The organism is Zhongshania sp., assembly GCF_047636175.1.
GTDB lineage: Bacteria > Pseudomonadota > Gammaproteobacteria > Pseudomonadales > Spongiibacteraceae > Spongiibacter.
Window position 1 is genome coordinate 137,260 of the sequence record NZ_JBLIKC010000004.1, and the last position, 25,715, is coordinate 162,974.

At 49.6% G+C, this 25,715-nt stretch carries 24 protein-coding genes and 1 pseudogene; 2 read left to right on the top strand and 23 right to left on the bottom strand.

The window, feature by feature from the left end:
* Positions 1-28 precede the first annotated feature (28 nt).
* From ACI955_RS03480 to ACI955_RS03525, 10 genes and pseudogenes are all read right to left on the bottom strand, one after another.
* The gene (locus ACI955_RS03480; RefSeq protein ID WP_415242343.1) at positions 29-520 is read right to left on the bottom strand and encodes a spore coat protein U domain-containing protein; all 492 of its coding nucleotides are present in this window, start codon (positions 518-520) and stop codon (positions 29-31) included.
* Between the two features lie 532 nt (positions 521-1,052).
* Positions 1,053-1,550 carry a spore coat protein U domain-containing protein gene (locus ACI955_RS03485; protein WP_415242344.1) on the bottom strand — a complete coding sequence of 166 codons (498 nt, stop codon included), beginning with the start codon at positions 1,548-1,550 and terminating at the stop codon, positions 1,053-1,055.
* Between the two features lie 708 nt (positions 1,551-2,258).
* Positions 2,259-2,753 (bottom strand): annotated as a pseudogene (locus ACI955_RS03490) (acyl-CoA dehydrogenase family protein).
* Positions 2,696-3,373 carry an acyl-CoA dehydrogenase family protein gene (locus tag ACI955_RS03495; RefSeq protein WP_415242345.1) on the bottom strand — a complete coding sequence of 226 codons (678 nt, stop codon included), beginning with the start codon at positions 3,371-3,373 and terminating at the stop codon, positions 2,696-2,698. Before ACI955_RS03495 ends, ACI955_RS03490 begins: the two are co-directional and overlap by 58 nt.
* An 87-nt stretch (positions 3,374-3,460) precedes the next feature.
* The gene (locus ACI955_RS03500) at positions 3,461-4,237 is read right to left on the bottom strand and encodes an enoyl-CoA hydratase/isomerase family protein (RefSeq protein WP_415242346.1); all 777 of its coding nucleotides are present in this window, start codon (positions 4,235-4,237) and stop codon (positions 3,461-3,463) included.
* A 137-nt stretch (positions 4,238-4,374) separates the two neighbouring features.
* Positions 4,375-4,746: a DUF2147 domain-containing protein gene (locus tag ACI955_RS03505; protein WP_415242347.1), complete on the bottom strand. Its 372-nt coding sequence runs from the start codon at positions 4,744-4,746 to the stop codon at positions 4,375-4,377.
* A gap of 65 nt (positions 4,747-4,811) precedes the next feature.
* Positions 4,812-6,623 (bottom strand): arylsulfatase, encoded by a 1,812-nt coding sequence (locus ACI955_RS03510; RefSeq protein WP_415242348.1) that lies wholly within the window; start codon positions 6,621-6,623, stop codon positions 4,812-4,814.
* Between the two features lies 1 nt (position 6,624).
* Positions 6,625-7,002 carry a hypothetical protein gene (locus ACI955_RS03515; RefSeq protein WP_415242349.1) on the bottom strand — a complete coding sequence of 126 codons (378 nt, stop codon included), beginning with the start codon at positions 7,000-7,002 and terminating at the stop codon, positions 6,625-6,627.
* Positions 7,003-7,004: 2 nt separating this feature from the next.
* A complete protein-coding gene (locus ACI955_RS03520; RefSeq protein WP_415242350.1) occupies positions 7,005-7,862 on the bottom strand; it encodes a type 1 glutamine amidotransferase domain-containing protein in 858 nt (285 codons plus the stop codon).
* 44 nt (positions 7,863-7,906) lie between these two features.
* Positions 7,907-8,977, bottom strand: coding sequence for an MBL fold metallo-hydrolase (locus tag ACI955_RS03525; protein ID WP_415242351.1), 1,071 nt, complete (start codon positions 8,975-8,977; stop codon positions 7,907-7,909).
* A 298-nt stretch (positions 8,978-9,275) separates the two neighbouring features.
* Between ACI955_RS03525 and ACI955_RS03530 the strand changes: the two genes are divergently transcribed.
* Positions 9,276-10,073, top strand: coding sequence for an SDR family oxidoreductase (locus ACI955_RS03530; RefSeq protein WP_415242383.1), 798 nt, complete (start codon positions 9,276-9,278; stop codon positions 10,071-10,073).
* Positions 10,074-10,441: 368 nt separating this feature from the next.
* Here ACI955_RS03530 and ACI955_RS03535 read toward each other — a convergent pair whose 3' ends face one another.
* The 7 genes from ACI955_RS03535 to ACI955_RS03565 form a co-directional block, all read right to left on the bottom strand.
* The gene (locus ACI955_RS03535; RefSeq protein WP_415242352.1) at positions 10,442-12,772 is read right to left on the bottom strand and encodes a TonB-dependent receptor; all 2,331 of its coding nucleotides are present in this window, start codon (positions 12,770-12,772) and stop codon (positions 10,442-10,444) included.
* Between the two features lie 264 nt (positions 12,773-13,036).
* Positions 13,037-13,702 (bottom strand): hypothetical protein, encoded by a 666-nt coding sequence (locus ACI955_RS03540; protein WP_415242353.1) that lies wholly within the window; start codon positions 13,700-13,702, stop codon positions 13,037-13,039.
* Positions 13,641-13,907 (bottom strand): hypothetical protein, encoded by a 267-nt coding sequence (locus ACI955_RS03545; protein ID WP_415242354.1) that lies wholly within the window; start codon positions 13,905-13,907, stop codon positions 13,641-13,643. Before ACI955_RS03545 ends, ACI955_RS03540 begins: the two co-directional genes overlap by 62 nt.
* 14 nt (positions 13,908-13,921) lie before the next feature.
* A complete protein-coding gene (locus ACI955_RS03550; protein WP_415242355.1) occupies positions 13,922-14,086 on the bottom strand; it encodes a hypothetical protein in 165 nt (54 codons plus the stop codon).
* Positions 14,083-14,334, bottom strand: a complete 252-nt coding sequence (locus tag ACI955_RS03555) for a DUF1145 domain-containing protein (RefSeq protein WP_415242384.1) — start codon at positions 14,332-14,334, stop codon at positions 14,083-14,085. Before ACI955_RS03555 ends, ACI955_RS03550 begins: the two co-directional genes overlap by 4 nt.
* A gap of 33 nt (positions 14,335-14,367) precedes the next feature.
* Positions 14,368-15,744, bottom strand: a complete 1,377-nt coding sequence (locus ACI955_RS03560) for a DsbA family protein (RefSeq protein WP_415242356.1) — start codon at positions 15,742-15,744, stop codon at positions 14,368-14,370.
* 4 nt (positions 15,745-15,748) lie between these two features.
* Entirely contained in the window at positions 15,749-17,698 is a 1,950-nt protein-coding gene (locus ACI955_RS03565; protein WP_415242357.1) for a PQQ-binding-like beta-propeller repeat protein, read from the bottom strand.
* Between the two features lie 138 nt (positions 17,699-17,836).
* Here ACI955_RS03565 and ACI955_RS03570 point away from each other — a divergent pair, with 138 nt between their 5' ends.
* Positions 17,837-18,844, top strand: coding sequence for an AraC family transcriptional regulator ligand-binding domain-containing protein (locus ACI955_RS03570; RefSeq protein WP_415242358.1), 1,008 nt, complete (start codon positions 17,837-17,839; stop codon positions 18,842-18,844).
* A gap of 89 nt (positions 18,845-18,933) precedes the next feature.
* Here ACI955_RS03570 and ACI955_RS03575 read toward each other — a convergent pair whose 3' ends face one another.
* From ACI955_RS03575 to ACI955_RS03600, 6 genes are all read right to left on the bottom strand, one after another.
* Positions 18,934-19,269 carry an NAD(P)H-dependent oxidoreductase gene (locus ACI955_RS03575; RefSeq protein ID WP_415242359.1) on the bottom strand — a complete coding sequence of 112 codons (336 nt, stop codon included), beginning with the start codon at positions 19,267-19,269 and terminating at the stop codon, positions 18,934-18,936.
* Between the two features lie 10 nt (positions 19,270-19,279).
* On the bottom strand, positions 19,280-19,537 hold the full coding sequence (locus ACI955_RS03580) for an NAD(P)H-dependent oxidoreductase (RefSeq protein WP_415242360.1): 258 nt from the start codon (positions 19,535-19,537) through the stop codon (positions 19,280-19,282).
* Positions 19,538-19,700: 163 nt separating this feature from the next.
* On the bottom strand, positions 19,701-20,357 hold the full coding sequence (locus ACI955_RS03585; protein ID WP_415242361.1) for an enoyl-CoA hydratase-related protein: 657 nt from the start codon (positions 20,355-20,357) through the stop codon (positions 19,701-19,703).
* A gap of 41 nt (positions 20,358-20,398) precedes the next feature.
* Positions 20,399-22,183, bottom strand: a complete 1,785-nt coding sequence (locus ACI955_RS03590) for an acyl-CoA dehydrogenase C-terminal domain-containing protein (RefSeq protein WP_415242362.1) — start codon at positions 22,181-22,183, stop codon at positions 20,399-20,401.
* Positions 22,184-22,257: 74 nt separating this feature from the next.
* Positions 22,258-23,439 (bottom strand): acetyl-CoA C-acyltransferase, encoded by a 1,182-nt coding sequence (locus ACI955_RS03595; protein ID WP_415242363.1) that lies wholly within the window; start codon positions 23,437-23,439, stop codon positions 22,258-22,260.
* A 66-nt stretch (positions 23,440-23,505) separates the two neighbouring features.
* Entirely contained in the window at positions 23,506-25,623 is a 2,118-nt protein-coding gene (locus tag ACI955_RS03600; RefSeq protein ID WP_415242364.1) for a 3-hydroxyacyl-CoA dehydrogenase NAD-binding domain-containing protein, read from the bottom strand.
* Positions 25,624-25,715 lie beyond the last annotated feature (92 nt).

The window sequence follows — 25,715 nt, forward strand, 5'->3', positions numbered from 1 at the left end:
CATATCTTTGGTGAAGGGCCTGCGACTATTAGTAGTCAACATTCATCTTAATCGATGTTGTATAGAGACCGGGCGCTTTCCCCATGTAATCTGCGGCCTTTATCAAACCGTGCAGCGCCACCGACTGTTCTGTTCCATTAGCTACGAACGGGGCGGCTATAGCTTGGCCTGTGGAAATTGTGGGCAGCGCGTCGGTCGATGCCGTAGCAGTCCTTTGACTCAGGCTAAAGGGGATTTCGGCGGCGCCAGGGCCGCTCAGAACCCGAGTCGAGTCCGACCAGATCAACGGTGTGGTCGACGCGGAGCACGTAATCAGAAGCGTACCCGCCGAATCTGCGGCTATATCGGTGCCGGTAAATCGAGAAAACGGAGGAAATATCATCGTTGCCGAGCTCACGGAGCACGCTTCGGCCAAAGTCGCCGAAACAGTCATTGTTCCGGGTCCAGTCGTTGCCATCGCCACGTTGCTTATGCTTAACGCAACTCCGATTACCGTCAAAGTAGTCAGTTTCTTGTTCACGGCTCTTCTCATTACATCAATAAGTGAAAAGCCTTGATTCTGTGTTTCTGAGTTTTTCATGATGCGTCCCATCCTTATCTTTTTGGGGTGCGCTCTGCGGCACACCTCCTGTTCTTAGACACGATAGAGACATTGGGTTTAGAGAAAAATTAGGGCATTTACCTACCGGGGTGGGGGATGACCATGTAGTGGTTAAGTAAAACTGGCCACGGTTTAGTGGCTAATTCAGTACTGCCCCCCAGCTGAATTTAGTCTTAAACCACGATTATTCAACGGACTTCTGGCACTTTTTAAATGCCGCTTCGGGCCGTTCTTTACAGTTCCCGCGACAAATACCGGAAGACGGTGCGAGAAAACCACGTTGACACCGTTAACCTCGCCCTAAAGCACAGTCGCGTTGACATCATCCGGTACCAGACGCGTTCCGCAACGGTGACCGCCAACAGCCATAAACGCCAGCCAGTATGACTGGCCCCAGTTCGAGCTGAAATCAGGTGAACCGTCCATATCTTTGGTTAAGGACCTGCGACTATTAGTAGTTAACATTCATCGTGATGGATGCTGTATAAAGACCGGGCGCTTTCCCAGAGTAATCTGCAGCTTTTATCAGCCCGTGCAGTGCCACCGACTGCTCTGTTCCATTGGCAACGAACGGAGCGGCAATAGCTTGGCCTGTGGATATTATGGGCAGCGCATCGGTCAATGCAGTAGCGGTCGTTTGACCCAGGCTAAAGGGAATTTCTGCGGTGCCTGCGCCAGGGCCGGTTAGAACCCGAGGCGAGTCCGACCAGATCAACGGTGTGGTCAATGCGGTGCACGCGATCAAAAGTGACCCCGCCGTATCCGCGACGATATTGTCAGTGGCAAATGGGGAAATTGGAGGGAATGTCATGGTTGCCGAGCTCACGGAGCACGCTTCGCCCATGGTCGCCGAAACGGTCATTGTTCCGGTGGCAGTGGTGGCCATCGCCGTATTATTCATGCTCAACGCAGCGGCGATCACCGCTAAGGTAGTCAGCTTGCTATTCATAGCTCTTCTCCTGTCCAGTATTGGACGAGCCCTGATAGCTGATTTCCATATCTGGGCGGACAGGACCACCGAGGCAGTATTGGACTCGCGGAGTTACTTCCGAGATTAAATTTAACGCCGACGAAAAACGGCGACCTTCAAATAAACCTCAATGCGTTTCGCATTACTACAGCTAAATAGAAGCACATAACGTTAGAAATAGCAATTAATTCCGGCTAAGAAAACCTGCTTTTTACTTAACACAGTCTCTAACACTTTTAGAAAACGCCCCTGATAATGGCGATATTACCATAATGAACATCACCAATTGGTTAAAAGCGGATTACTCATTTTATAACGTATTACCCTTATATAATTTCTAATATTATAAAATTATATATTGATCATATCGCAAAACTCGTCTTTCAAATTAATGTAAAAATATATGCATTTAAATAATGTAAATCGTCGCGACCAGTTGGCCAATTTCGACGGAATCCTGCTCCATCAATTTTTGTAGTGCCAACTCGCCACCCCTTGCGGACGAGCCAAGAATAACAATACTGCTGGACTGGGATCTCCGAAAAAAGGTGCTCTATGCCACCGATATGGCAAGCGAGATCAGCGCAGCACTCGACCAATTTTCAGACTATTTCGATGGTTACCCTGCTACCACTTACTCAGTGCTAAATATAAATATTTCGGCTTATAAACAGGAAACTGATTAATTTACCGACCAACCACAGAGCGAGCAATAACTTCACGCATTATTTCTGATGTGCCGGCATAAATGGTCTGTACGCGTGCGTCGCGGTATATGCGCGAAATAGGGTACTCGTCAGTATAGCCTTATCAGCTGTGTAGCTGCAGGTATTCGTCAATGACTTTTAAACACATTTCCGTAGATGCCAGTTTTATAATCGACGCGTGCTCGGCGGTCATTTTGCCTTGTTTAAATAGACCAATGTACTTCTCTAATAAGGCTTTCGATAATTCTATTTCTGTTTTGCATGACGCTAACTTAAATCGGGTATTTTGAAATTGGCTCACTGCTTGCCCAAAGGCTTTACGTTCAGTCACGTAGCCGGCGGCTAGACTTAGCGCGCATTCGGCCAAATAAACCGCTTGAATGGCGCAGCCCAAGAGCTCTCTTGGCAGTTCCTCCATTAGGTAGACGAAGCCTTTGCCCTCCTCGCCGAGCAATGCATTTGCTGGGATGCGCATATCAGAGAAAAACAACTCAGCGGTATCGCTGCAATGCTGCCCATTTTTTCGATCTTTTTACCACGAGAAAATTCAAGCAATGATGTGTCGACTAGGAATAGGGATATTCCTTTTGAGCCCGCACTAGGGTCAGTCTTTGCGCATACAATCACGAGGTCAGCGTGTACGCCGTTAGTAATAAAAGTTTTAGAACCGTTGAGAATATACTCATCGCCATCATTTACTGCACTCGTGCGCATACCAGCTGAATCACTGCCTGCGCACGGCTCGGTCATCGCAATCGCCGCGACAATTTCGCCACTGGCCATTCTTGGTAGCGACTGCTCCTTTTGCTGCTCAGTGGCAATATTGTTGATGTAGGGCGCTACGATATTGCTGTGGATGCCGTAACCACTGGCGAGTGAAAAAAAACCCAGCTTGGCCATTTCTTCCTGAATCATCATGCAAACGTCTACTTCTGCACCGGCAGTGCCATACTGCTCCGGCATATCGACCAGTAGAAGGCCCGCCTCACCCATGGCCCGCCAAAACGCTTTGGGCATGATATGTTCGCGTTCCCAGTCATCATAGACAGGCACCACTTCTTGTTTCAGGAAGCACAATACCATGTTACGAAACATCTCAAGCTCTTAACTATTTACAGCGGCCATTATTTCCCCTTCAGTATTTTTTATAACCATCAAAAGCACGCACTAGCAGTAAACCGGCTAGCGAAACTCGGCAAGACGCTCTGCAGTATCGAGAATATCGGTGTACTCCGCCGACAACTCCTTGTCTAGCGCCTCGTCAATCGGGTATCCCTGTTGTGCCTTCTTATACAGGTCTTTCATAGCAGCGACAGCAGCGCGGGAATTTCCGGCAATTTGAGCAGCGCGAGCAGTCACTAACTCGTCCAACTCTTCAGGTCCGGCAACGGAACTATTCGCGATGCCGAGCTGCACGGCTTCATCTCCTTTAACCACTCGAGCAGTATATGAAAGCTCTTTAGCTTTGCGAATACCGATGGCTTGTGACAAGGTCTGGGACATTCCCCAAGTCGGCCGTAGACCAAATCGAGTGTGGGTATCGCCAAATTTTGTGGTATCGGTGGTATAGATAAAATCACAGTGCAGCGCCAGCTCTAATGCACCGGTAAAACAGGCACCGTGGACTTTGGCAATCACCGGCACTCGGCTATTGCGAATAGCTTGATAGGCTTGCTTGGCCGGGCCGTCAAACAGATCGCCAATGCGACCAAAAGCGGGTTCAATATCCTGCAGTACCTTAAGGTCCACCCCGGCAGAGAATGCGCGCCCCGCCCCCTGCAATACAATCACTGAAACTGACTCATCGGCACTGGCTTCATCCACTAACGCCGCAACACCAGTGAGCATTTCCGGATGCAAGGCATTCATCGCTTCTGGCCGATTAAAGCTGATGGTTAGTACGCCATTATTCAATTCGGTTAACAACTTTTCAGTAGCTGCTTGATAATGTGTGCTCATAATATTTATTCCAATTATATGGTTACGAAATCTGTTGGTGGTTTAAAGCATATTCAGCGGCTGGCTGGCAGTGACTCATTGCCACGTCAAAAAAAGCGTTACCAAGTCGCTTGATTAAGCAGGTTAGCTTTTATTGTTTAGCGTACTGGAATCTTATCGGTACGCTGCCATTCAACGCTTTTGCTCAAAAAACCCACCTTACCCTTGGTAATCATTCGCTCCTGCTTGGGCGCAGTAACTTCCACATTTTTAAACTCGCCCATTTTTTCAACGTAGATTAAGCCGTGCCAAAGATGCTGTTTAGATTTGTCAGCTTTAAGATTTTTCAGTATCACACTACCCACGCGTTCAGGGTATTTATCATTGCGGATCACTGTACCATTACCTTCCGCTAATTTTATTTCGATCCATACCGGTCCCTCTGTAGCTTTCCAAATACCAGAAATTTCACCACTGACGGCCAGCGGTGCGAACATCAAGGCGCACAAAAGGAGTACGTATTTAAACATTACTGTCGTTGAAGCTGTGCGGACTAAACCGACGCGGCGGGAATTTCTGTAACAGCAATGACTGATCATGGCTTAGGTGTCCTCTTCATTCGATAGGCTACATAAAATGGCAGCAACAGCAGTAGTGTTAACAAAAAGACTAGTGTGCCGTTGCGGTACTGTAGCAAGATATTGAACAACACCTGTTTTATCTGGTTATAACCCGGAGGCGACGGTACCACTAGGTTATCGCGACGATACTGTTCGTAGCGACTTAACATCCGCTGGAGGCGCAGCGCTTGTGTTGCAGCCAAATCCACCGTCTCACCGGGGTCATCGACGATATTAAACAGGCGCCACTGGCCATCGCCAGCAGGTGGCTGGTTTACCACTAACTTGTGATCACCCTGAAACAAAACACCGTGGTCGGTCAATTCGTAGCCCACCGAGTCTTCGGAACCATAGACCCGCTCAGCCGCTCCCGACACCAGAGGCGCGAGGTTACGGCCAGTCATGGCTTGCACTGGTCGACCAGCGTAGCGCGGCCCCGGTTGCGCCACACCGGCCAAGGATAAAATAGTGGGGCTAATATCTGTTGCCCACGCAAAGGCCCGTGTTAATTCTTTTTGGCGGGCAATTGGCTTACCGGCAATAATGAGCGGCACCCGCATCCCCCCTTCCCCAGCGTAAAACTTGTAGTAAGCCAAGGGGCTGACCGCAGCGCTAGCGAAGCTGGGGCCAATAGTGCTGAAGCTACCCTTCAGCCCAAGGGTGTCGTAGTCCAGATTATAACCAAGATTCTCGGGAGTCAGGCGCTTTGGAAACGCGCGGGGTTCCGCTGGGCCGCTGGCTTCAGCGCCATTGTCTGAGGTGAAAATGAAAACCGTATTGTCGTACAGACCGGTTTCTTTTAGATACTCGATCAAGCGACCAATATGAAAGTCCATGGCCTCGATCATGCCCGCGTAGACTGCCATGCGCTTTGACTGATAACGCCTCTCTTCGTTCGTTAGATTATCCCATTCATCTGTAGTCGGCATGCGAACCATCGGGATACCTGCTGGCACAATACCGAGCGCCGTTGCCCGCTCCTTGCGCTGTTGCCGAAGCGCATCCCAGCCGGAATCGTACACCCCCATGTAGCGATCAATGTATTCCTGCGGCGCCTGTACTGGCGAGTGAACGGCCATAAAGGGCAGATACGCTAAAAAGGGTTTACCGTCTTGCCGATTACCGTCGATGAACTCAATCATCTTGTCGACCAAAAACCGCGAAGAATAGAAATCCTCCGGCAAAGTGTAACGCTCCCCGTCGGCAAACCAATTGGCTTGATCATACAGCGCTAGGTAGGGGCGCTGTTCCCAGTTGTCGGCACCGGAATCCATCATTGCCATAGTGCGCTGAAAACCGCGTCGACTCGGTTGTTTCTCGGGCGCCATGCCCAAATGCCATTTGCCCGCCATATAAGTGTGGTAACCGGCGTCCTCCAATAAGCTTGCTACGGTCACCACATCGTCGCCCAGCACGCCTTGGTAGTTATCATGCACACGCTGCTCGGGTGCGAGCATTTCCGGAATATTCGGCACCCCCGCCAAATGGCTGTCTACCCCAGTGAGCAGCATCGCCCGTGCTGGCGCGCAATTGGCTGCGGTGTGGTAATTGGTAAAGCTCACGCCTTGATCTGCCAGCGCCGCCAGACTCGGGGTATTTACCTCGCTACCGTAGGGCGCAATATCGGTATAGCCCAGATCATCAGCAAGAATAAAGACAATATTGGGTGGTTTGTTCGCGGGCGGTACAGCCAATGTTTGCGCTGCAGCGCTCACACAAACCAGGCTGAGAACCACGCCCTTAAGCAGCCGGAAAATTGAAAACCTTTTGCTGTCGCTATGGCTCAACTCAATCACCCTGCGCAAGGCGACGGGAAGCCAACAGTAGTATCAATGCCACTGCAATTTCGACCACGATCTGGCTCACGGCGAAGGTGGCATCATGCACCAGCCAAGCGAGAACCCGCCCTACGGCGGTAATGGCTAACAACATCATAGGCGGGTAATACCAACTGCGGCGCTCACTGATCAGTGCGATCAGCATGCAGAATCCCGCGGTCAAAAAGTAGGCAGACATATCGCCTATTTGGCTGCTAAGGGCGAGACCTCTACCCAGCTCAAGGCCAAAGTTCGAGGCGATGCCGACAGGTGCAACCAACCAGCGAACACCCATGACGACAAACAAAACTGCCGGCAATAGTACAAATAGTTTCAGAACACGATTCATTGCTATTTCCCTTGCTCGGCGATCACTAGCATCATCTTGTGCGCAGTTTCAGTCGCGGAATTCTGATTCTGGCCAGTAACAAAACGCCGTTCCTTATCCACCACAACATGAGTGGCAAACAGGTCACGGAACGCGGTTTGGCTTTCAAACAAGGCACCGGCTTTACGCAGCTCAGTTTCTGGGTGCTGCGGGGTGATTTCGATTTTCAGTTCCTTGATCTGCTTGTCGCTGACGCCAGTCATGGCACGACCAGCGATCAACAGCTTACCGCTCTTGTCTTTGGCATTGATCAGGCCCAGCACCCCGTGGCAGACACCACCAATTACCGGCTCGTGTTCAGCATAGTAGGCTCTGCTCACCTCCCTTGCCAACAATGGGGAGTAGCCCATGTCGTAGGCGGCGCCCCAGCCGCCTGCCAAAAAAATAATGTCGTAGTCCGTAAAATCTATCTCGTCGATCTGGATGGAGTTTTCGACTTTGGCTTTAAAAATCGGGTCTTCAAGATAGCGTCGAGTTTCTGGTGTTGCCGTGAGTCGCCCAAGCGAATCGGGAGCGATGGGAACGGCCCCGCCCTTAATGCTGGCCACATGTACTTCCATGCCGCCATCCAGAAAGGCGTAGTAGGGGTTGGTCAGTTCCGAGGCCGCCACACCGGTCGCGGGGCCTTCAGTCTCACCAACAGCCGCCAACACATTGTGACTGGTGGTGACAATTAAGGCGCGTTTACCTGGCAATTCAACCGTAGCCCCAGTGTACTCAGGGTGTAAACCCGCCTTGTGCATTATTGTCGGCAACGCCAGTACAACTATAAACGTCAGTACAACAATACTGGCCAAACCTATTAGCAGCTTCTTTTTCATTTCGACTCAACCCTATATAAATTCTTTTAAATGCTTAAATGTGACTACAGCCCTTTCCGGGTCTGGATGATTTCATCGGAGTTCGCTGGCAGTGAAAAAGCCACGCCGTCAACGCCAATGGTGTAGTCAGGAAAGATATCCTCGGCACCATCTAGGAACAGCGCTTTCTGCCCGGGAATCATCAGCGGCGGCACAATATGATAGTAGAGTAAGTGGCCCACATGGGCGTCGCGAGCGATCTCAGCGGCCTCAACCGGGCTGGTATGGTAATCCTGGATGTCATGCATAATCTTTGCGCCAGTGGTGTTACCGTTGCGCTCAGAAGCCGCTTGCATCATCGCGGTGATCTTCATCCCCAGCGCCTCGTGCACCAGAATATCAACGCCTTCGGCAAACTTTTGCAGATTTGCGGATTTAACCGTATCGCCAGAAATTAATATCGAACGGCCCTTGTAACTAAAGCGATAAGCCACAGCGGGTTTAATCGGCGAATGATCAACCAACAGCGCCTCAACAATAAGACCACCATCGTTATAAACCGTGACTAACTCGCCCTCGGCGGGCGTCGCAAAGCGCATCGCCTGCATGCCAGCACTGGCTACTGGCGTAACAAGATCGCCGTGATGTGCGTGGCGGTAGATTACATCTAGGGCATAGGCTTCATTAAATCCGTTCACCACCCGCTCCACACCTTCCGGCCCATACACCGGAAGTGGTCCGAGGAAATCACCACCGGCCCAGCGCGACACACTCATTTCACCTAGGCCGTCGATATGGTCTGAATGGAAGTGCGTCAGAAATACCGCTTCGATGCCGCCCGGGCCATAGTTCATGCGGTTGAGATTACGGCGGCCATTGGTACCGGCATCCACAATAAATAAACGTTCGCCGGCGACCACGGCCACGCAGGGACCGGAGTAATCTGGTGCCCCCATAGGGCTACCTGCACCACACAGCGCCAGATGCAAACCATCTTTCAGCTCTACTATCGCGTCTGCCCCCATACGTGCTTGAAGCACGCGGTCGGCCAATGCTGAAAGAACGGTAGCACGCTGACTATAGGCAAACAGTGCAATCGCGACAACAGCGATAATTATCAATGGTGATTTTTTCATAGCGATATCAAGTTGTCTTTATATAAAGAGACAGCATAGTCAAAGGCAGATGGACTTCGGGAATCATATCCGGCCAACCGTTTACAGTGTGGTGCGTATGGCTCAACTCCCGCCCAAACTTTTCAAGATCTCCGATCCCCAAATAATAAAATAATAAAACGTCTAGCGAATGACATAACCAAAGTCACTGGCGGAAATATCACTCTAATAAAATAGCTTTATTGGCCGATTATGACCCTCCAACCAAAAGATGACGAATCTAAAGTCCGTACTACTAAATACAAACAGAGGTTTGAAGATGAAGCGCATCCTTATTACAGGAGCTGCCAGTGGTTTGGGCTTGGCTCTGGCAAAAAAATATGCCGGCGAAGGCTGGGCTGTTTGTATTGCTGACCTTCAAGATAAAGAAGGCCAAAAGATCGCTTCACAGCTAAAAAGCCAACATGGTAGCGATTGTTTTTTCCAACACCTAGATATTACCAATGAAGATCAATGGCAGGCATTGGTTAATATAATTTCTGAGCGCTGGTCGGGGTTGGATGCCCTAATCAATAATGCAGGTGTGGCATCGGGTGGGACGATCGATACCTTGTCACTAAAAGATTTTCAGTGGACAGTAGATATAAATTTAATGGGTGCTGTTAAGGGCTGTTATTATTTTGTGCCTCTTCTGAAGGAAAGTAGCGGAGCGCTAATCAATGTGGCGTCTATGGCAGGCTTAATTCACATGAGAAATATGTCGGCCTATGCCGTATCTAAAGCAGGGGTAGTGGCCTTGTCGGAGACTCTGTTAAGTGAATTAGACCCATTTGGAGTGAAAGTGTCGGTCGTATGCCCAGCCTCTTTTCCAAGCAATCTTTTGAAAACTATACGCAGTAGTAGTAGTGGTGGCGTGAACACGGCCAAAAAACTCATGAACAGATCACCCGTTAACGCTGACGATATTGCGAGCATGGTTTACGACGGATCCAGAAAGGGCAAGCATATTATTATTCCGACTCGCCGCGAATCCCTATTGTGGAAACTTAAGCGTTACTTTCCGGGCCTTTATTATATTTTTATGAAAAAATTGGTTCATAAAATTGTAAGTAAATAAGGGAAACAACCTTCGGCGGAATAGTTTTGCTACGCTGTTTACGGCAATGGCACATTGACCGATTCAGCCTATCTTGTCGGGCTATTTTTTCTAGGTAGTCTCTTGAGTTAGCTTTAGGGAGCAAGCCCGATTGGGCTTGTTCATTCACGCTCCGGTGTTGTCGCCGGGACGCGGGGGGTCGGGCTCGCGCCCCTAGCGAATAGCGTCGTAGCTTGACCTGCGGCACGTCGGGTCCATCAGCACGCGAACGTAGTAGCCGGCACCTATCTGGCCTGCCCGATGGACTTGCCTTAGATCAATCCGGTGATGTCGAGCAGCAACACCAGCACAGCCAGGCCGGATTTTTAACATCGAGTGAGCCGGGCTGGTTAGTAACGATAGCGAACATCAAGCGCCCATTGTTTTGGTTCTTCAAAGACACCCATATGGCTCCCAGGCTGTACCGGCACGTCTACAGAAACTGCCATTGTCATTTCATCGCTAAGGTTTTTGCCAACTAGCTGCACCTGCCAGTTCAGATCGGGAGCCTGAATCGCAATGCGTGCGTTGTATTTAACGACCCCATCCTGCACGGTTACCGGGTCCAGATCCGCACTGGTGAACTGGCGACCCTGATAGTTGGCATCGCCACCGAGAACAACGTCAAATCCTAGATTTTCGAAGGGCAGCTTGTAATTGAAGCCCAGATTGCCATTCCACATTGGTGCCCGATCTAGATCACCGCCGGATAGGTCGCAGGGAGAGGTCTGACCAACAGGGCAGGGGCCGCCGGGAAAACTCGTGTAAGTGGCATCGGTATAACCCACAGATAGGGTTGTGATGAGCCCGCGTGCCGCGAGCAGGGTGGCATCAATTTCCACGCCTTTGGTGATCGCGTCGGCAGCATTTTGAACAATATAAGTAGTGCCATCAAAAACCGAGACCTGCAGGCCACTGAATTCAGTATGAAACGTTGCCGCGTTGATGCGTAATAAGCCATCGAGGAAATCGCCTTTCAGGCCAAGTTCGTAGGTGTCGGCCTGTTCTTCGTCATACTGGAATTGTTCGGCCCTGTCGGCCGCAGCATTAAAACCGCCACCTTTAAAGGCTTTGGCAAAGGTGGCGTAAGCGTTGACGTTGGAAGTCAATCGATATGTTGCCGACAACTTGGGGGAGTACTCTTTTTCAACGCGCTTCGTTTTTGGGGTGGCAAACTCTTCTTGGTTCTGAAACTGCGTGAAGAAAATCCCGCTGTCGGTAAATTCACGAGTCATGATGGCTTCTTTTTTCTCGTAGGAGTAGCGAAGTCCGGCCATCAGAGTCAGGTCTTCGTCCAGCAAGCGCCAACGAAACTGACCGAACAGCGCGGCAGAGGCAACTTCCTGATTGAAGTCACTAATCGAGTGGTCTTCCGGGAGTACACCAATGCCGGGGAATGCGATCAACGGTGCCCCGTTCGGGTACTGCCCGGATAATAAAATAGCGGGACCTTGCTCTTGCGCCAGGCCTGTGTCTGCCAGATTACTAAAGTCGGATCCAAATAAGTAAAGCCCCGCGATGTAATCCGTCACACCCACCGGCGACGTAATACGGAATTCCTGGCTGTATTGCTGATAATCATTGACCTGTCGCGTTGTGATAAAGGGGATGGGGCCAGCATCGCCATCAAGGCCGTCGTTCAGCAACTGCTCGGTCCAGCCGGATACAGAAGACAGTATATATTCGCCTAATTTGTATTCCATTTTCAGGGTGGCGAGTTTTGTATCGATGAAGGCCGTTATGTCACCGTCAGTCTGGTTTTTGTAGTTGGCCTCGGTCTCAAAGTTAGGATCATATTGCCCGTACTGAGTTTTTGTTTGATCAGTGGCTTTATAGATCTCCAATCCACGCAAGTTCATTTGGCTATCGTTTTCTTCGTAGGTCGCCACAACATTGAGATTGTCTATGGCGCTCAACCCGAACTTCACACGGTAGAGATTCTTATGAATGTTGAACTGGTCCTCATTAACGAAGGTATTTTCAATCCGACCGTCCTGGCGCTCCCGCTTGACCACTAGCCGCATGCTGAGCGCATCTTCGATAATCGGTGCATTAGCTATCAACGTCGTGTAACGCCTGTTGCGAGTGCCGATGCCATAGCCAAGGTCTAACTCCCATTCCTGGCTGGGGTCTTTTGTCGTCATATTAATCGCACCTGCAATGGTGTTTTTACCCATCAAGGTGCCCTGTGGGCCTCTCAGAATTTCAATGCGGTCCAAATCTGCCAGTCCGCTGTTCAAATAGCTGATACGACCGTAGTAAACGCCATCAACCAGTAAGCCAACAGCCTGTTCAAAAGCGGGGTTGTCGCCGGAGCCAAGACCACGCATTTTGGCCGTGCCACCGCCTCCGCCGCCCACTGTAATACGCGTGTTAGGTGTTTTCAGGCCAACCTCATTAAAATTGATAAGGTTCTGTTCTCTTATGTCATCGCCGCTGACGGAGGATACTGATAGGGGTACGTCTTTCAAATTTTCAGAACGTTTTTGGGCGGTAACGAAAACTTCCTCCAGCGCGAATTCTCTTTTTCCCAGGTTTTCCTGTGCGGTAGCTGGCAGGGCGGCGGCAGAAATAATCATCGCCGAAACAATGACCCTCGGAATAGAGCGGATTCGCGACACGCTTTCGTAGCACGATTCTGGATGAATAGGCAGAACAGCTGATCGGTTAGGCTTTCTCATGATATCAATCCAGGTAAGCACTATTTTTATTTGTAGAGCTATCTCCGCTGGCAATACAGCAGTTAAAGACTCACGTTTGGGATTACGGGCTATTGTACCCACGAGCCAATCGTTCTAAGGGAATCATATCCGGTCAACTGCGGCCTAATTTTTCGCTGGAGTTTCGCTTAGATACTGTCGCGTTATTTCTTCGGCACGAGAAGCATCTTAATTCTCGCGCCCTTGTCGATTATTATTTTTCAGAGGAAAACTTGGCTCGTCACATTACAAAACCTTGAAGGAGGCTGCGCCGGGAAGTTGTTCTGCGAGTGTATGTTCCATCAACTGCGACGGCGTAAAGCACCCACCCTTCCCCTGATAATCTCGCAAATAATCGGCGGTCATAATAATGCCGTCCATAGCGACGGTATAACCGTTTGGCACTTCAATACTGGCGGTCACTACCTTGCCACTGGCATTTTTAATTTCACACCATACCTGCACACCTTTATTAGCGCGTTTTCCAGCGTTTGGCCCTTGGATTTTCGCAGCTTTGGCAACGATACGCTTAGGAACAAAGGGAATGGACATCACTAACTTGACCAACGGAAACAGCAGTATTTCCAGCTTGCTTCCACTAAAGGGTATATAAACGCAAATATTAGGAATATTGGTTTGCCAGTAGGCGGTATTAAGATCGCCCCAGGGAATCACCGATGACAACTTTGGGCCGCGACCATAATCAATGGTGCGCATTTGAAAACCGCGCCCGACAAACTTCATTTCACCCTTGCGGCGTACCGCCATGCCCAGATGAATATTTTCCCACAGGGTTTTACTGGTGCCGGGACTAAGCGCCATATCGCCATCAAAACCCAAAACCAGCTCATTAGCATCGGGTAATTGCTGATGCCAAAAAAATGGCCAAGCAATCGGTAGCGATAACATCAAAACCGACGTCGCCCATCAACATCACACCGGCGTTTTTTGCTTGCTCATGTAAGCTCTGACCAATGCGGAAGACAGGCCCTTCACCAGTAATATCAGTATAATGGGTGCCAGCTTTGATACAGGCTTTCATCATTGGCTCGGCGGTGGCCGAGAAAGGCCCAGCGCATTGACTCACAACAATGACATCGGCCAACTGCTCTGCCACTTTATCGATACGACCTAAATCGAAGACGCGAACAGGAAATCAAATTTCTCGCCAAGCGCCGCTATCGCAGTTTGATTACGACCCGCCAGAATGGGTTTTTTGCCCTGCTCGACTGCTTTTGCTATCGCTAATTGAGCGCTGTAGAAATTAGCGCCATAGATCATCCATTGTGATTTCATGCTGCAATCCTAATCGTCTTCAACTGCAAGGAACCAAACAACATCGTTAACAGGTAATCCCCAGGTCCGCGCATTCTTTTTTTAAACACCGCAATCTCAATAATATGAGCAACAACAAGAAAGATGCCGATACCCTGAAATACAAGAGGAAATGGCACTTGCGAAGGAGCTATCACCGAGGCGACAATCAACAACCAAACAATCGAGACAAGTCCCTTGCCAATCTTTAAGCGAAAACTTACGTCCATCACAAATTCTCCAATTAGTAATACAGTGCGTCCCTAGTCCGAAGCTAATATTCCTTGAATTGCGCGGGCAAATAGCCAGAGGCGATCCTGCCCCCACAAGGCAAGGACTTGCTTGCCGTTTTCATCTAACAAACGAAAGCTCGGCACACCCCATAAACCCGCCTCGTACATCGCCACACGATTTTCTTCCAGAGTGGTTTCCCATCCCGGCTGGCCGACCCGATCCTTCGCAACAATCCAATCTAATCCGGCTTGCTCGACCACTTTTTTCAGGCCTGACTCTCGATTGGTATTTACTCCTTGTGCGAAGGCGCAACTGAGAAAACTGGAGATAAATTCAATGCCCTTGCCCTGCTCCTCTGCCCAGGGGTACAAGGAGTAAGCCTTGCGCACCGGATTACCAATGGGGTCGCTAAAATTGCCATATGGCACGCCCACGGCACGGGCTTCCCGAGCCGCATCCATAAAAATATACATGCCCTTTTCACGGGTAGCCGGCACACCACGCATAATCATTGGCAACACCGGGCGCACCACCAGCTTTACCCCAGTATCTCTAGCCAGCTTCACCGCTCGATCAAATGAAATGGCGGTATAAGGGCTGCGCAGGGAGGGATAGACCTCTAAAGTGAGGCTCCCCTGATCTTGCAATTTCCCCGCGCCCAAGGAAGGTCGATCCACAAGTAAAGCTTGGCCCGGTTTGCGGTCGACACCCAGCATCGCAAGCCGTTTTTCCAAATGGTAGAGACGATCTACACCCCAATACCATTCGTCGCCAAAGTAAAACATTGCACCGGAATAATGTTTGAGCTCAGCGCGGCGCTGGGTTCCTCTAAGTAGCTTTTGCTCTGCTGCTTCCGGCGATGCTTCGCCATATTTCTCAGAAAGCTGATCGAGCGCGGCCTTATCGCCAGCCCACATCGCCTTGCCGACAGCCGCCGCACAGTCAATAAAGCCTTTTGTGTCCTGCCCCGCCAGAATGGCAGCCGCTTTTTTTTCCAACTCTGTCGGCAGAGGTGCCTCATGCTGTGGAAATTCAAGACCGTATTCAGGTGCCACCTGGGAAGCATCGTAACGAGAAAGACGCGATAACAGATCCGGTTCGGGGATGTTATCGCCTTCCGTGCCCTTTACCAGGTGACAAATCACTTCGACATCGTAGCGCTCAGCCAGCGGTTTAAGCACCTGCGCTGCCAAATGACTATAGCCATCGTCCAGCTGATGAAAATACTCAACGCGATAGGGCTGTCCCGCTTTTTTAATTCGGGATTCTGCCTTCGCGCGCTTGGCGTCCATACGTCGCTCGCTGAACAGCCGGGTCATCATGGCCGAAGTCACCCAGCGAACGACGACATTGGGATCTGATTCAGATGCCCCGCCCTGACTTTTGCTCTGGCTAGGTTCAGTCATGACGCTAATCGAACTGAGTGCAGGCAGCAGCCAGATCAGGCGTCGCTTGCGGCAAGTTGGCCGGGCTTAGGTTCGGTGCAGTTTTTTCGAGCAGATTATTCAAGGCGCTCGCTTTTTCAGCGATGATATCGCCGTCTTTAACCGCCTTAGTGATGGCGTTTCCGGCCTGCTTCATCAGCACCTTGATCTGACGTATGTCGGTATTGATAGCGGCCAACTCAGTTGTTTTATTTAGGGTACTGGCATTGGCGGCTCGCGCCTCAGCAGCACAAATAGCATCACGCGCCAGCAGATCCAAACGAATCGGCTTGAAACGCGCAATACCACCTATAACATCTTGGGTTAACTCCGGATACATCGCCTTACCGACGGCGCGCCGTAAGGGTGAGTGGGCGACATAAATACTGCCATCGGCAGCAACGACGCTCATGGCAAGGGAATCTTCCCGGCCTTCGGCAAAGTAGCGCAGTTTTCCAGTTTCTCTATCTAGCAGACCCATGCCCATATGCAGCATCAATGTCCTGCCCAGCAAGGTTTTGCCACCACCGATCATAACAACGACACCGTTGGCCGTTACTGTTGCCGTCAGGGCGTTAGACTGCACATCGACATTGGCATAACCATCAAAACCATTAAGCTCGCCCTTCCATGACACTGAGCCGCTGTCGCCATTGTCGAACAGCTTGATCACGTCACTTGAGGTCACGGCATATAATTCATGGTTATCTGGCGCCACGGAGATAGACCCCACCAGTGGCTCGCCCACATCTACCCGCCACACTTCGTTTAATTCGCTATCCAGCGCGATGACATTACCCGCGTTGTCCGACACATACAGACGCTGACCGTCTGCGCTGAGCGCCGGTGTTGATCCAGTGCCGCCATGAAAAGTCTTGCGGTTTAATATTTGGAACATCAAGCCACCGTTGCCGTCATCGACCAGGTCGAGGGCGTAAATTGCGCCGATTTCAGATCTGCCGTCTTCGGTTCCATCTTCTTTATCTTCCGCCGTAGCAGCCATAAAGATACGGCTGCTGTCTGGGTCAATACTAAAGAAGTTGGTCACCACACCGCCGCCGCCATAGATATAACTCACTGCGGCAGAGAACAAACTTAAGCCGTCATCAGTTTTGCCAAAGGCTTTATCCATCAGCGGATCAACCTTCTTAAGGACGAACGTTGGAATGTTCGTGCCGTTGCCACTGATAGCTGGCGCGCCGGGTACTTGTCCAATAGCTGCGATCAACTCTCCGCTCTTGCGACTGAAGGCAAATAAAGCGCCGTCCTTGGTAATGGATATCAGTGAATCGGTCGCCGGGTGATAGTTGAAGCTATGAAACTTAACGATAGTTTTTTTCCCGTCCTTCGAGGGAGGGAGGCTTAAGCCAGTGGCTTTACTCCATACCGTTGAGCCGTCGGGCCTTAGGGCCATGACGCGGTTATAGCCAACGATATAAATAATCTGCGAGCCCGGATTTTCAGGGTCATTTAATATGAACGCTGGGCTACTTGCTTGTATATCGTTGTCGGCGGGTATCGCCCAACGCCGCTTGCCGGTTTGGGCATCGAGTGAAACCAACACCACGCGCTCACCGTGGTAGAACTGCGGGCTAAGGTAAAGATTGCCGGCATTGTCAAAGAGGGGGCCATTACCTACAAAGTAGGCTGGCTCGGCAACCCAGTCGAGCTCAAACATCGGCGCGGCCACGCCCCAGACACTATCCGAATTAGCCACATCAACATGTATGGCATTAAAGGTATCAGGCTCGGGGATAACGTCGTAGCCGTGCTGTCCCGCAGCGCGAGCGCCCACCGGTTTCCACTGGGTTTTTTCAGGTGGACCAAATACCTTGGGGTTGTGCGGGCGGTTATTGTCCAGGTAGGCCTTTACCGCGAAAAATGTAACAAGGAGCAATACCGCCAGCCCGAGGATTTTTTTCACTTTCGATTTCATTGCGCTGCATACCTTGTAAACTTTTTAATCATTTGATTATAGTGATAAGCTCAACACCAGAGGTATCATATTCGGCCATGTACATAATCGCCGCCGCTTGCTTCCATCTTAAATAAAGCTAAAAACAGAATGATGGCTATGACAACGAACCGTTTGCAGAATCACCTATTAACACAAATATTGAATCAACTAGAGCGCGCTCAGGTGCCACCTGGAGCACTCTTCATTGAAGCAGGCTTTCCAGACATCAGCACAGCGGGACAACTGGTAGCAGCACTATCAGGACCCGATGCTTTGCCCTTGCTAGAGGCGGCCACCAAACTAACAAAAAACCCGTGCTTGGCCTTACAGCTCAGCGAGGGTGTCAACTTGGATTTGTACGGTACCTTAGGCTTCGCGCTAATGAGCTGCGCTAATATGAGAACATCGACTAAGCTGTTACTCCGCTACGGCAAACTGCAATTTTCAAATCGTTGGGAGGCTCACGAGCGGGGCGATGATATCTTGCTTAGATTAAATTTTGATGTGGGCACACAGTCGCAGCAACAAATCATTAAAGAACTGTATCTGTCTACCTTGACTAGGGTTGCAAATCTGCTTTACCGAGGCGCACCTGAGGGCGCCGAAATACATTTGGATTATCCTCAACCTGCTCACCACGCCTGCTATCGAAACACGTTCAACACTCCGGTTAAATTTAATTGTGAATATACTCAACTCTTTATACCGGGCGCGATACTCGACAAACCGATTAGAAGCGCCAACATCGCCGGCCATGTTATTTTTCATCAACAATGCGAGGAGATGCTGCGCAGCTTGGAGAGTGCAGAAGAAATCACTACGGCGGTGCGGCTGTTGTTAATAAAATCCGCGGGGGAATTCCTCGAAATCTCGCAAGTGGCCACGAGCTTACATATGAGTGAACGCACTCTACGACGTCAATTAGAGGCAGAATCAAGCACCTTCAGAGCAATTGTCGACGACATTCGCAACTTGCTTGCAAAAGAATATTTATCAGCGACACCGCTGGCGGTAGCAGAAATAGCCCATCTACTAGGCTATGGCGAAACAGTCAATTTTCGTCGCGCCTTTGTGCGTTGGAACAAGCTAACACCAAGCCAGTTCCGAGAACAACTCGCGTCGTAAAACGATATTAGTAAGATTTTTATATTTTTATCTTTATTTTAATAGTGGACCTTATTAGCTATTTTAAGGTAATTAGAAACTTTAAGCTGTCATGTAATTGGGAAAAAATATTCATCAAATTTCGAGAAGTCCGGCCTAGCCAAGCATTTCCGCTCGTCAAGATTGGCTAGCTCACTGCGCCATTTATCTAAAATTTCAAGGCATGCTTCAGCACTGACATAAGGAGCATGGAAAGCATGAAAGGGCTTAAGTACATCTATGCCCACGTAGCCAAGCGACCCATGCGACAACGGTTTTAAGATCTCGTTGATATCGCTATGGATACCACCTTCACTGAGCATATCGTCACGACCACCGGTGCTTACCGAGACCAGTGCTTTTTTTACCTGCCATACCACCATTGCCATAAATGCGCTTGACGACATAAAACTTGCCCTACACAAACACGCGGTCAATACAGCCTTTTAGAATTGCCGGTGTGAAGAACCAATACAGTGGAAAATTGAACATCAACAAATCGGCAGCCTCGACTTTATCGATTTCAATTTTGACATCCGTCGAAATAGTGCCTACAGGTACGGACTTTCGCTGTTCAAGCGCGTAGTTAAAACAATCAGGATCCGCACGCTCAGCAAAAACTTCTGACGAGGCAACGGGATTAAAATTCATCTCATACAGATCCGAAGCCTGCACCGAGTCACCCTTTTATTCAAAGAAACGTTTTGCGTCTAAGTACAAGTCACTTGAAAAAGATTTCGGTTCTGGGTGGGCGTGAACAATCAATACAGCCATAATTACCAACTTATCTTTTCTAATAATATGGATTAAAACTACACAATCCCAACGTCACTATTAGCTATACCATCTGTGCAGCGAGCTCCCCGTACAATGTCTGTTTAATTTCTTTGAAAATACCTGGGTCTTTACATGCCAGGTTAGTCGCCAGTTCTGCTGCAGAATCCAGTAAGCTTTCAGAGCTGGATTTACTGTCAACCAACCCCGCCACAATTGCCTCGTCAGCCGTATAGCGCTTACCGGTCAGCGCAGCATCACGCACTGTGGCGGGCGGAAGTTTGGCGTGCAGGATAGCCATCATTGCCGAGGGTATGGCAACGCCTGCGTCAACTTCCGAAATGCTGATCCAACCGCGATCTTCTCGCATTATGCGGTAATCCAAGGACATCGCCAGAAAGGCCCCACCAGCAAAAGCGTGGCCGTTAATTGCCGCCACCGTAGGACAGGGAAGCATCACCATGCGCCGATGAATTTCGAGCATTGCCTGAGCGAATTTTTCCATTTCGGCTTTATTAAATTTTCTCATGGCGTCAATATTCACACCATTACTGAAGAACTTGCCTTCGCCAGTCATGATTAAAGCGCTTCCCTTAGCGCAGTTATTCTCTACCTCAATCAGCGCATCCAGCATCTGTGCCTGCCAATCCAGACAAATGGTATTGGCGTCGTTGTTCATCCTAAGGGTATAAATATCCCCATCTTTACAGAGGTTTATCATATGTTCTCTCCCAATTAATCAGAGACTCCCAAATTGAATCGCTAACAGTCGCCAAAGTATTGCTCGTCAATCGCCATCAGATTACTAGCACCGGACTGAATAGTGGTCGCCAGCGTCTGTGTACGAGGCAAAATTCGCTCAAAATAGAAACGTGCGGTGTGCAGCTTAGCGTGATAAAAGCCGCTGTCGGCACCGCCACTGTCGATAGCGGTCTTGGCAGATTTTGCGATTCGTGCCCAACAGTATGCCAGGGTGACGTAACCGGCAAACATCAAGTAATCGACACCCGCCGCATTAACCTCATCCGGATTTTCAGCTGCGGCGGCGCCAATAATATCGGTTAAATCTAGCAACTGATTTAAACTGGCCTCGGTTTCAGTAACATAAGCGCTCTTTACATTGTTCGTACAAAAACTGCGAATTTCTTCAACAAATGGCTCTAGTATTTTTCCGCCAGAACCGAGAATTTTACGACCCAGTAGGTCTAAGCCCTGAATCCCGGTAGTCCCTTCATAGATAGCGGTGATACGAGTGTCCCGGTATTCCTGCTCCAGCCCGGACTCTTTGATAAAACCATGACCGCCAAGAATTTGTATGCCGTAGCTGGTTGCTTCCAAGCTGACTTCACTTAAGAAACCTTTAGCGATCGGCGTGAAAACCGCGAGCAAGGTATTGGCAAGCTGCTTTTCTTCTTCACTACCCGCACCATGGGTAATATCAAGTAATTGCGCACAGCGATAGTTCAGTAATCTACCCCCTTCAGCAAATGCTTTTTGAGTCAGTAACATTCTGCGCACATCGGGATGCACAACGATGGGGTCCGCGGCTTTTTCAGAAAACTTGCGCTGGGGGGCACGCATTTGCAGGCGCTCTCTGGCGTAATTCAAGGCCTTCTGAAATGATGCATAGATATGTGCCTGAGCTGAAACAGCAACGCCCAATCGGGATTCATTAATAAAGGTAAACATGCACGCCATACCCTTGTTGGGCTTACCTATCAAGTAAGCTTCAGCGCCATCAAAATTCATGACACAGGTGGCGTTGCCATGAATGCCCATCTTTTCTTCAATGGCACCACAGCGCACATTATTGAATTCACCTACATTACCATCAGCATCCACTTTGAATTTTGGCACGACGAACAGCGAGATCCCTGTAACACCCTTGGGTGCGTCAGGCAAACGTGCCAATACAATATGAATGATGTTGTCGGTTAGGTCGTGATCCCCAGAGGAAATAAATATCTTGCTGCCGGTAATACTATATGTGCCGTCGGCATTGGGCTCGGCTTTAGTTCGCAGCAAGCCAAGGTCAGAGCCGGCATGGGCTTCGGTTAAACACATGGTGCCAGACCACTGGCCTGTTACCATTGTCGGTATAAAACGTTGTTTCAAGTCATCACTGGCATGGGCAGTAATGGTCGCAATCGCCCCCAGGGTCAGACCCGTATACATGGAAAAAGCATGATTTGCTGCCGCCGGCATTTCAGAAACCACTTGACCCAAAGAGGATGGCAGGGCCTGTCCGCCATAGACTTCGGGAAAAGCCAATGAAGGCCAGCCACTTTCAATATTTTGCTGATAAGCCTCTTTAAAACCGGGGGGAGTGGTAATTTGTCCGTCGTTGTTTCGGCATCCTTCACGATCTCCCACTACGTTAAGTGGCGACAAGACCTGCTCGGCAAATTTGGCTGCCTCCCCAAGAATAGCTTCTACCAAATCCGGGGTCGCATTCTGACCTTCAGCAAAGGTTTGGTAATGAGCGGGATAGTCCAATACTTCATTCATGACAAATTGAATATCTCTGAGCGGCGCTTTGTATGTCATCGTTGCAATACCTTGTGTTTACGCAATAATAAAATGGAGGCTTTCGCCTCCATTTACTAAGAACTTAACTTAGCTTATAAGACCTCAAACAAGCCTGCTGCGCCCATACCGCCACCGACACACATAGTCACAATCACATATTTAACACCACGACGCTTACCTTCAATTAAGGCGTGCATCACCATACGCGCGCCACTCATGCCGTAGGGATGACCAATTGAAATTGCACCGCCGTTTACATTGAGACGATCATTAGGAATACTCAAGGTATCGCGACAATAAATAACCTGCACAGCGAAGGCTTCATTCAGCTCCCAGAGACCAATATCGTCCATGGTCAAGCCATTGGCCTTAAGCAATTTAGGAATAGCAAATACGGGACCAATACCCATTTCATCAGGCTCACAACCCGCAACACTCATACCACGGTAAACACCGAGTGGTTTGAGATTACGTTCTTCGGCCAGAGCACGGTCCATTACTACCAGGGCAGCCGCGCCATCTGAAAGTTGTGACGCGTTGCCACCGGTAATGGTGCCGTTTTCAAGCACTGTATTGAGCTTATTAAGGCCTTCAATATTGGTGTCGGGACGGTTGCCTTCATCTTTTGTTAACGTGACTTGTTCGAACGTGGTCTCTTTGGTTTCTTTGTTAAAAACCGCTTTAGTTGCGCTTACCGCGACGATTTCGTCGTCGAACTTACCCGCTTCTTGAGCGGCTGCAGTACGCTGCTGCGATTGTAAGGCGTATTCGTCCTGCGCCTCACGAGATATGTTGTAACGCTTGGCGACAGTTTCTGCGGTATCCAGCATCGGCATAAACAAGTTAGGTGCGTGGACGACGGCCTTTGGGTCAAGCACACGTTCCAAATTCATCTTTTGGTTTTGTACTAGACTTATCGATTCACAACCACCCGCAACCACCACTGACATACCGTCGCAAATAATTTGTTTGGCGGCGGTCGCAATGGCCATCAATCCTGACGAGCACTGTCTATCAATAGTCACGCCGGGCACACTCAGGGGTAAACCAGAAGCCATAGCGACATTACGGCCTAAGTTAGAGGCTTGAGTACCCTGTTGAATCGCAGCGCCCCAAACACAATCATCAATTTCAGCTGGATCAATCCCCGCGCGGTTAACAGCAGCTTCAACCGCATAGGACGACAAACTTGGCGCTTCTAAATTATTGAATGCACCGCGATAGGCTTTGCCGATCGGGGTGCGTGCTACGGAAACAATGACAGCTTCTTTCATTTTTTTTCTCTCTATATGTTAGTGGTCTAAATACTAGTGCTAACGTCTTCAGCGGATGACAAAAACTTATTGTGAGAATTCTTTGAACGACTTTCCCTCAGCAGCCAGTTTTTTCAGTAAAGGTGCGGACTTAAACCACTCTTCCCCATACTCTCCGAGTGAAACACGGTATTTTTCGAGGGCATCAACCACGGTTTGCAGGCCAATTTCATCGGCGTATTGCATGGGGCCTCCACGGTGCGCGGGAAAGCCATAGCCATTGCAGTAAACCGTGTCGATATCGCCCGAGCGGTAGGAAATACCGTCTTCGAGTACTTGAGCCCCTTCGTTAATCAGCATGTAAATCGTGCGTTCCAATATCTCTTGATCAGAGATCTCGCGCTGGCTTATGCCGTGCTCCTTCGCAAGTCGTGTTGCCAGCGCAACAACCTCGGGATCTTCTTTTTTATCTCGCCCCTCATAGATATACATACCTCGGCCAGTTTTCTGTCCATAACGACCTAATTTGTACAATTCATCACATACTATTGCGTAGCTGGGATCACGACCATAACAAGCTTGTACGTTGCCCTGCCTGACAAGATACCCAACATCGATACCCGCGAGATCAATCATGCTGGGTAGGCCCATGGCCAAACCAAAGTCGTAAAGTACTCTATCGATTTGTGCCGGGCTGGCGCCTTCTAGCATTAGACGCATTGCCTCACGAGCATAGGGTTCTAATATGCGATTACCGATAAATCCCCAACAAACACCAGCAACAACGGGCACTTTATGGATCGTTTTCGCTAGATTAATAGCAGTAATTAACACATCGTCAGCGGTGTCGGCGCCGCGAACAATTTCCAGCAGTTTCATTACGTTGGCGGGACTGAAAAAGTGCAGGCCGATTACATCATTAGGACGGGACGTAATAGCGGCGATTTCGTTAACATCAAGCGTAGAGGTATTCGTCGCCAGGATCGCACCGGGCTTACAAACCGAATCCAGCGCGCTAAAGACCTTTTTCTTAACGTCCATATTTTCAAAAACAGCCTCGATCACGAGATCCATATCGCCAAGATCACTGTAATCGCAGGTCGATTTCAACAATGCCATACGCTCTTCAACTTGCGCAGCGCTCAATCGACCTCGCTTGGCAGAAACTTCGTAGTTTTTTCGAATAACACCCATGCCGCGTTCTAATGCTTCGGCATTTAAATCCAAAATAGTGGTCTCGATACCGGCATTGGCGAAGTTCATGGCAATACCGCCACCCATGGTACCGGAGCCAATAATCGCAACTTTGCTGATAGCACGAGCTGGTATTGCGGCATTGATGCCGGGGATTTTGGTGGCTGCACGCTCGGCAAAGAATAGATGCTGTTGAGCGCGAGCCTGTGTAGATTCCAAACACTGTATAAACAGTGCCTTTTCTAAAGCGAGCCCCTCATTTAATGACAACTCACAACCGCCTTCTACCGCTTTAATTGCACACTCTGGCGCATAGAAGCCACGCGTTTTACGGGCGATACTTTTACGAAAGTCGTTGAAGAAATTATCATCTACCTTACTTGTATCAATACGTAAATCAGCGCAGCTTTTAATGGCTGCACCATTGGCCACCAAGGATTTGGCATAATCAATTACGGCATCTAAGAAATGAATGTCTGCATCAATAATGGCGTCAACGATACCGCTGGCTAAGGCTTGCTCGGCATTGACAGACTCCCCCGAAACAATCATTTGCAAGGCCATTTCAACACCGGCTATACGCGGCAAACGCTGGGTGCCGCCCGCACCGGGAATCAATCCTAATTTAACTTCCGGTAGGCCGATTTTGGCGTTGGCGTGGGCAACTCGGTAGTCGCAGGCCAGAGCAAGCTCACAGCCGCCGCCGAGCGCCAGGCTATTAATGGCCGCAACAATAGGTTTGGATGATGATTCTAATTGATTAAAAAGCTCGGGTAGTATCGGCCTCGCAGTGGCCAACGGCGAACCAAACTCAGTTACATCTGCGCCGCCACAGAATATTTTTCCAGACGAGGTAATGACCATCGCCTTAACGTCATCGTCGGCCGTTGCTTTTTCAAAAGCGTCTTTAATACCCTGACGTACTGTCTGAGCCAAGCCATTTACGGGTGGACTATTCAAAGTAAGGATGGCAATAGCGTCTTTGGTTTGGTAGCTAACAACCGTATTCATGGATGGTCCTTTATAAAAATCGATGATGGATTACGTCAGACTTTACTACTGGAGGATTGTCATGGGGCTCCTCCGCTATAAGCTTCTTGCTA

Bases quoted from the DNA above. Each gene is read 5' to 3' on its own strand.
- ACI955_RS03485 (WP_415242344.1), bottom strand. From the start codon at position 1,550: ATGAATAGCAAGCTGACTACCTTAGCGGTGATCGCCGCTGCGTTGAGC.
- ACI955_RS03495 (WP_415242345.1), bottom strand. From the start codon at position 3,373: ATGTTTCGTAACATGGTATTGTGCTTCCTGAAACAAGAAGTGGTGCCT.
- ACI955_RS03500 (WP_415242346.1), bottom strand. From the start codon at position 4,237: ATGAGCACACATTATCAAGCAGCTACTGAAAAGTTGTTAACCGAATTG.
- ACI955_RS03505 (WP_415242347.1), bottom strand. From the start codon at position 4,746: ATGTTTAAATACGTACTCCTTTTGTGCGCCTTGATGTTCGCACCGCTG.
- ACI955_RS03515 (WP_415242349.1), bottom strand. From the start codon at position 7,002: ATGAATCGTGTTCTGAAACTATTTGTACTATTGCCGGCAGTTTTGTTT.
- ACI955_RS03520 (WP_415242350.1), bottom strand. From the start codon at position 7,862: ATGAAAAAGAAGCTGCTAATAGGTTTGGCCAGTATTGTTGTACTGACG.
- ACI955_RS03525 (WP_415242351.1), bottom strand. From the start codon at position 8,977: ATGAAAAAATCACCATTGATAATTATCGCTGTTGTCGCGATTGCACTG.
- ACI955_RS03530 (WP_415242383.1), top strand. From the start codon at position 9,276: ATGAAGCGCATCCTTATTACAGGAGCTGCCAGTGGTTTGGGCTTGGCT.
- ACI955_RS03535 (WP_415242352.1), bottom strand. From the start codon at position 12,772: ATGAGAAAGCCTAACCGATCAGCTGTTCTGCCTATTCATCCAGAATCG.
- ACI955_RS03550 (WP_415242355.1), bottom strand. From the start codon at position 14,086: ATGAAATCACAATGGATGATCTATGGCGCTAATTTCTACAGCGCTCAA.
- ACI955_RS03555 (WP_415242384.1), bottom strand. From the start codon at position 14,334: ATGGACGTAAGTTTTCGCTTAAAGATTGGCAAGGGACTTGTCTCGATT.
- ACI955_RS03560 (WP_415242356.1), bottom strand. From the start codon at position 15,744: ATGACTGAACCTAGCCAGAGCAAAAGTCAGGGCGGGGCATCTGAATCA.
- ACI955_RS03565 (WP_415242357.1), bottom strand. From the start codon at position 17,698: ATGAAATCGAAAGTGAAAAAAATCCTCGGGCTGGCGGTATTGCTCCTT.
- ACI955_RS03570 (WP_415242358.1), top strand. From the start codon at position 17,837: ATGACAACGAACCGTTTGCAGAATCACCTATTAACACAAATATTGAAT.
- ACI955_RS03575 (WP_415242359.1), bottom strand. From the start codon at position 19,269: ATGTCGTCAAGCGCATTTATGGCAATGGTGGTATGGCAGGTAAAAAAA.
- ACI955_RS03585 (WP_415242361.1), bottom strand. From the start codon at position 20,357: ATGATAAACCTCTGTAAAGATGGGGATATTTATACCCTTAGGATGAAC.
- ACI955_RS03590 (WP_415242362.1), bottom strand. From the start codon at position 22,183: ATGACATACAAAGCGCCGCTCAGAGATATTCAATTTGTCATGAATGAA.
- ACI955_RS03595 (WP_415242363.1), bottom strand. From the start codon at position 23,439: ATGAAAGAAGCTGTCATTGTTTCCGTAGCACGCACCCCGATCGGCAAA.
- ACI955_RS03600 (WP_415242364.1), bottom strand. From the start codon at position 25,623: ATGAATACGGTTGTTAGCTACCAAACCAAAGACGCTATTGCCATCCTT.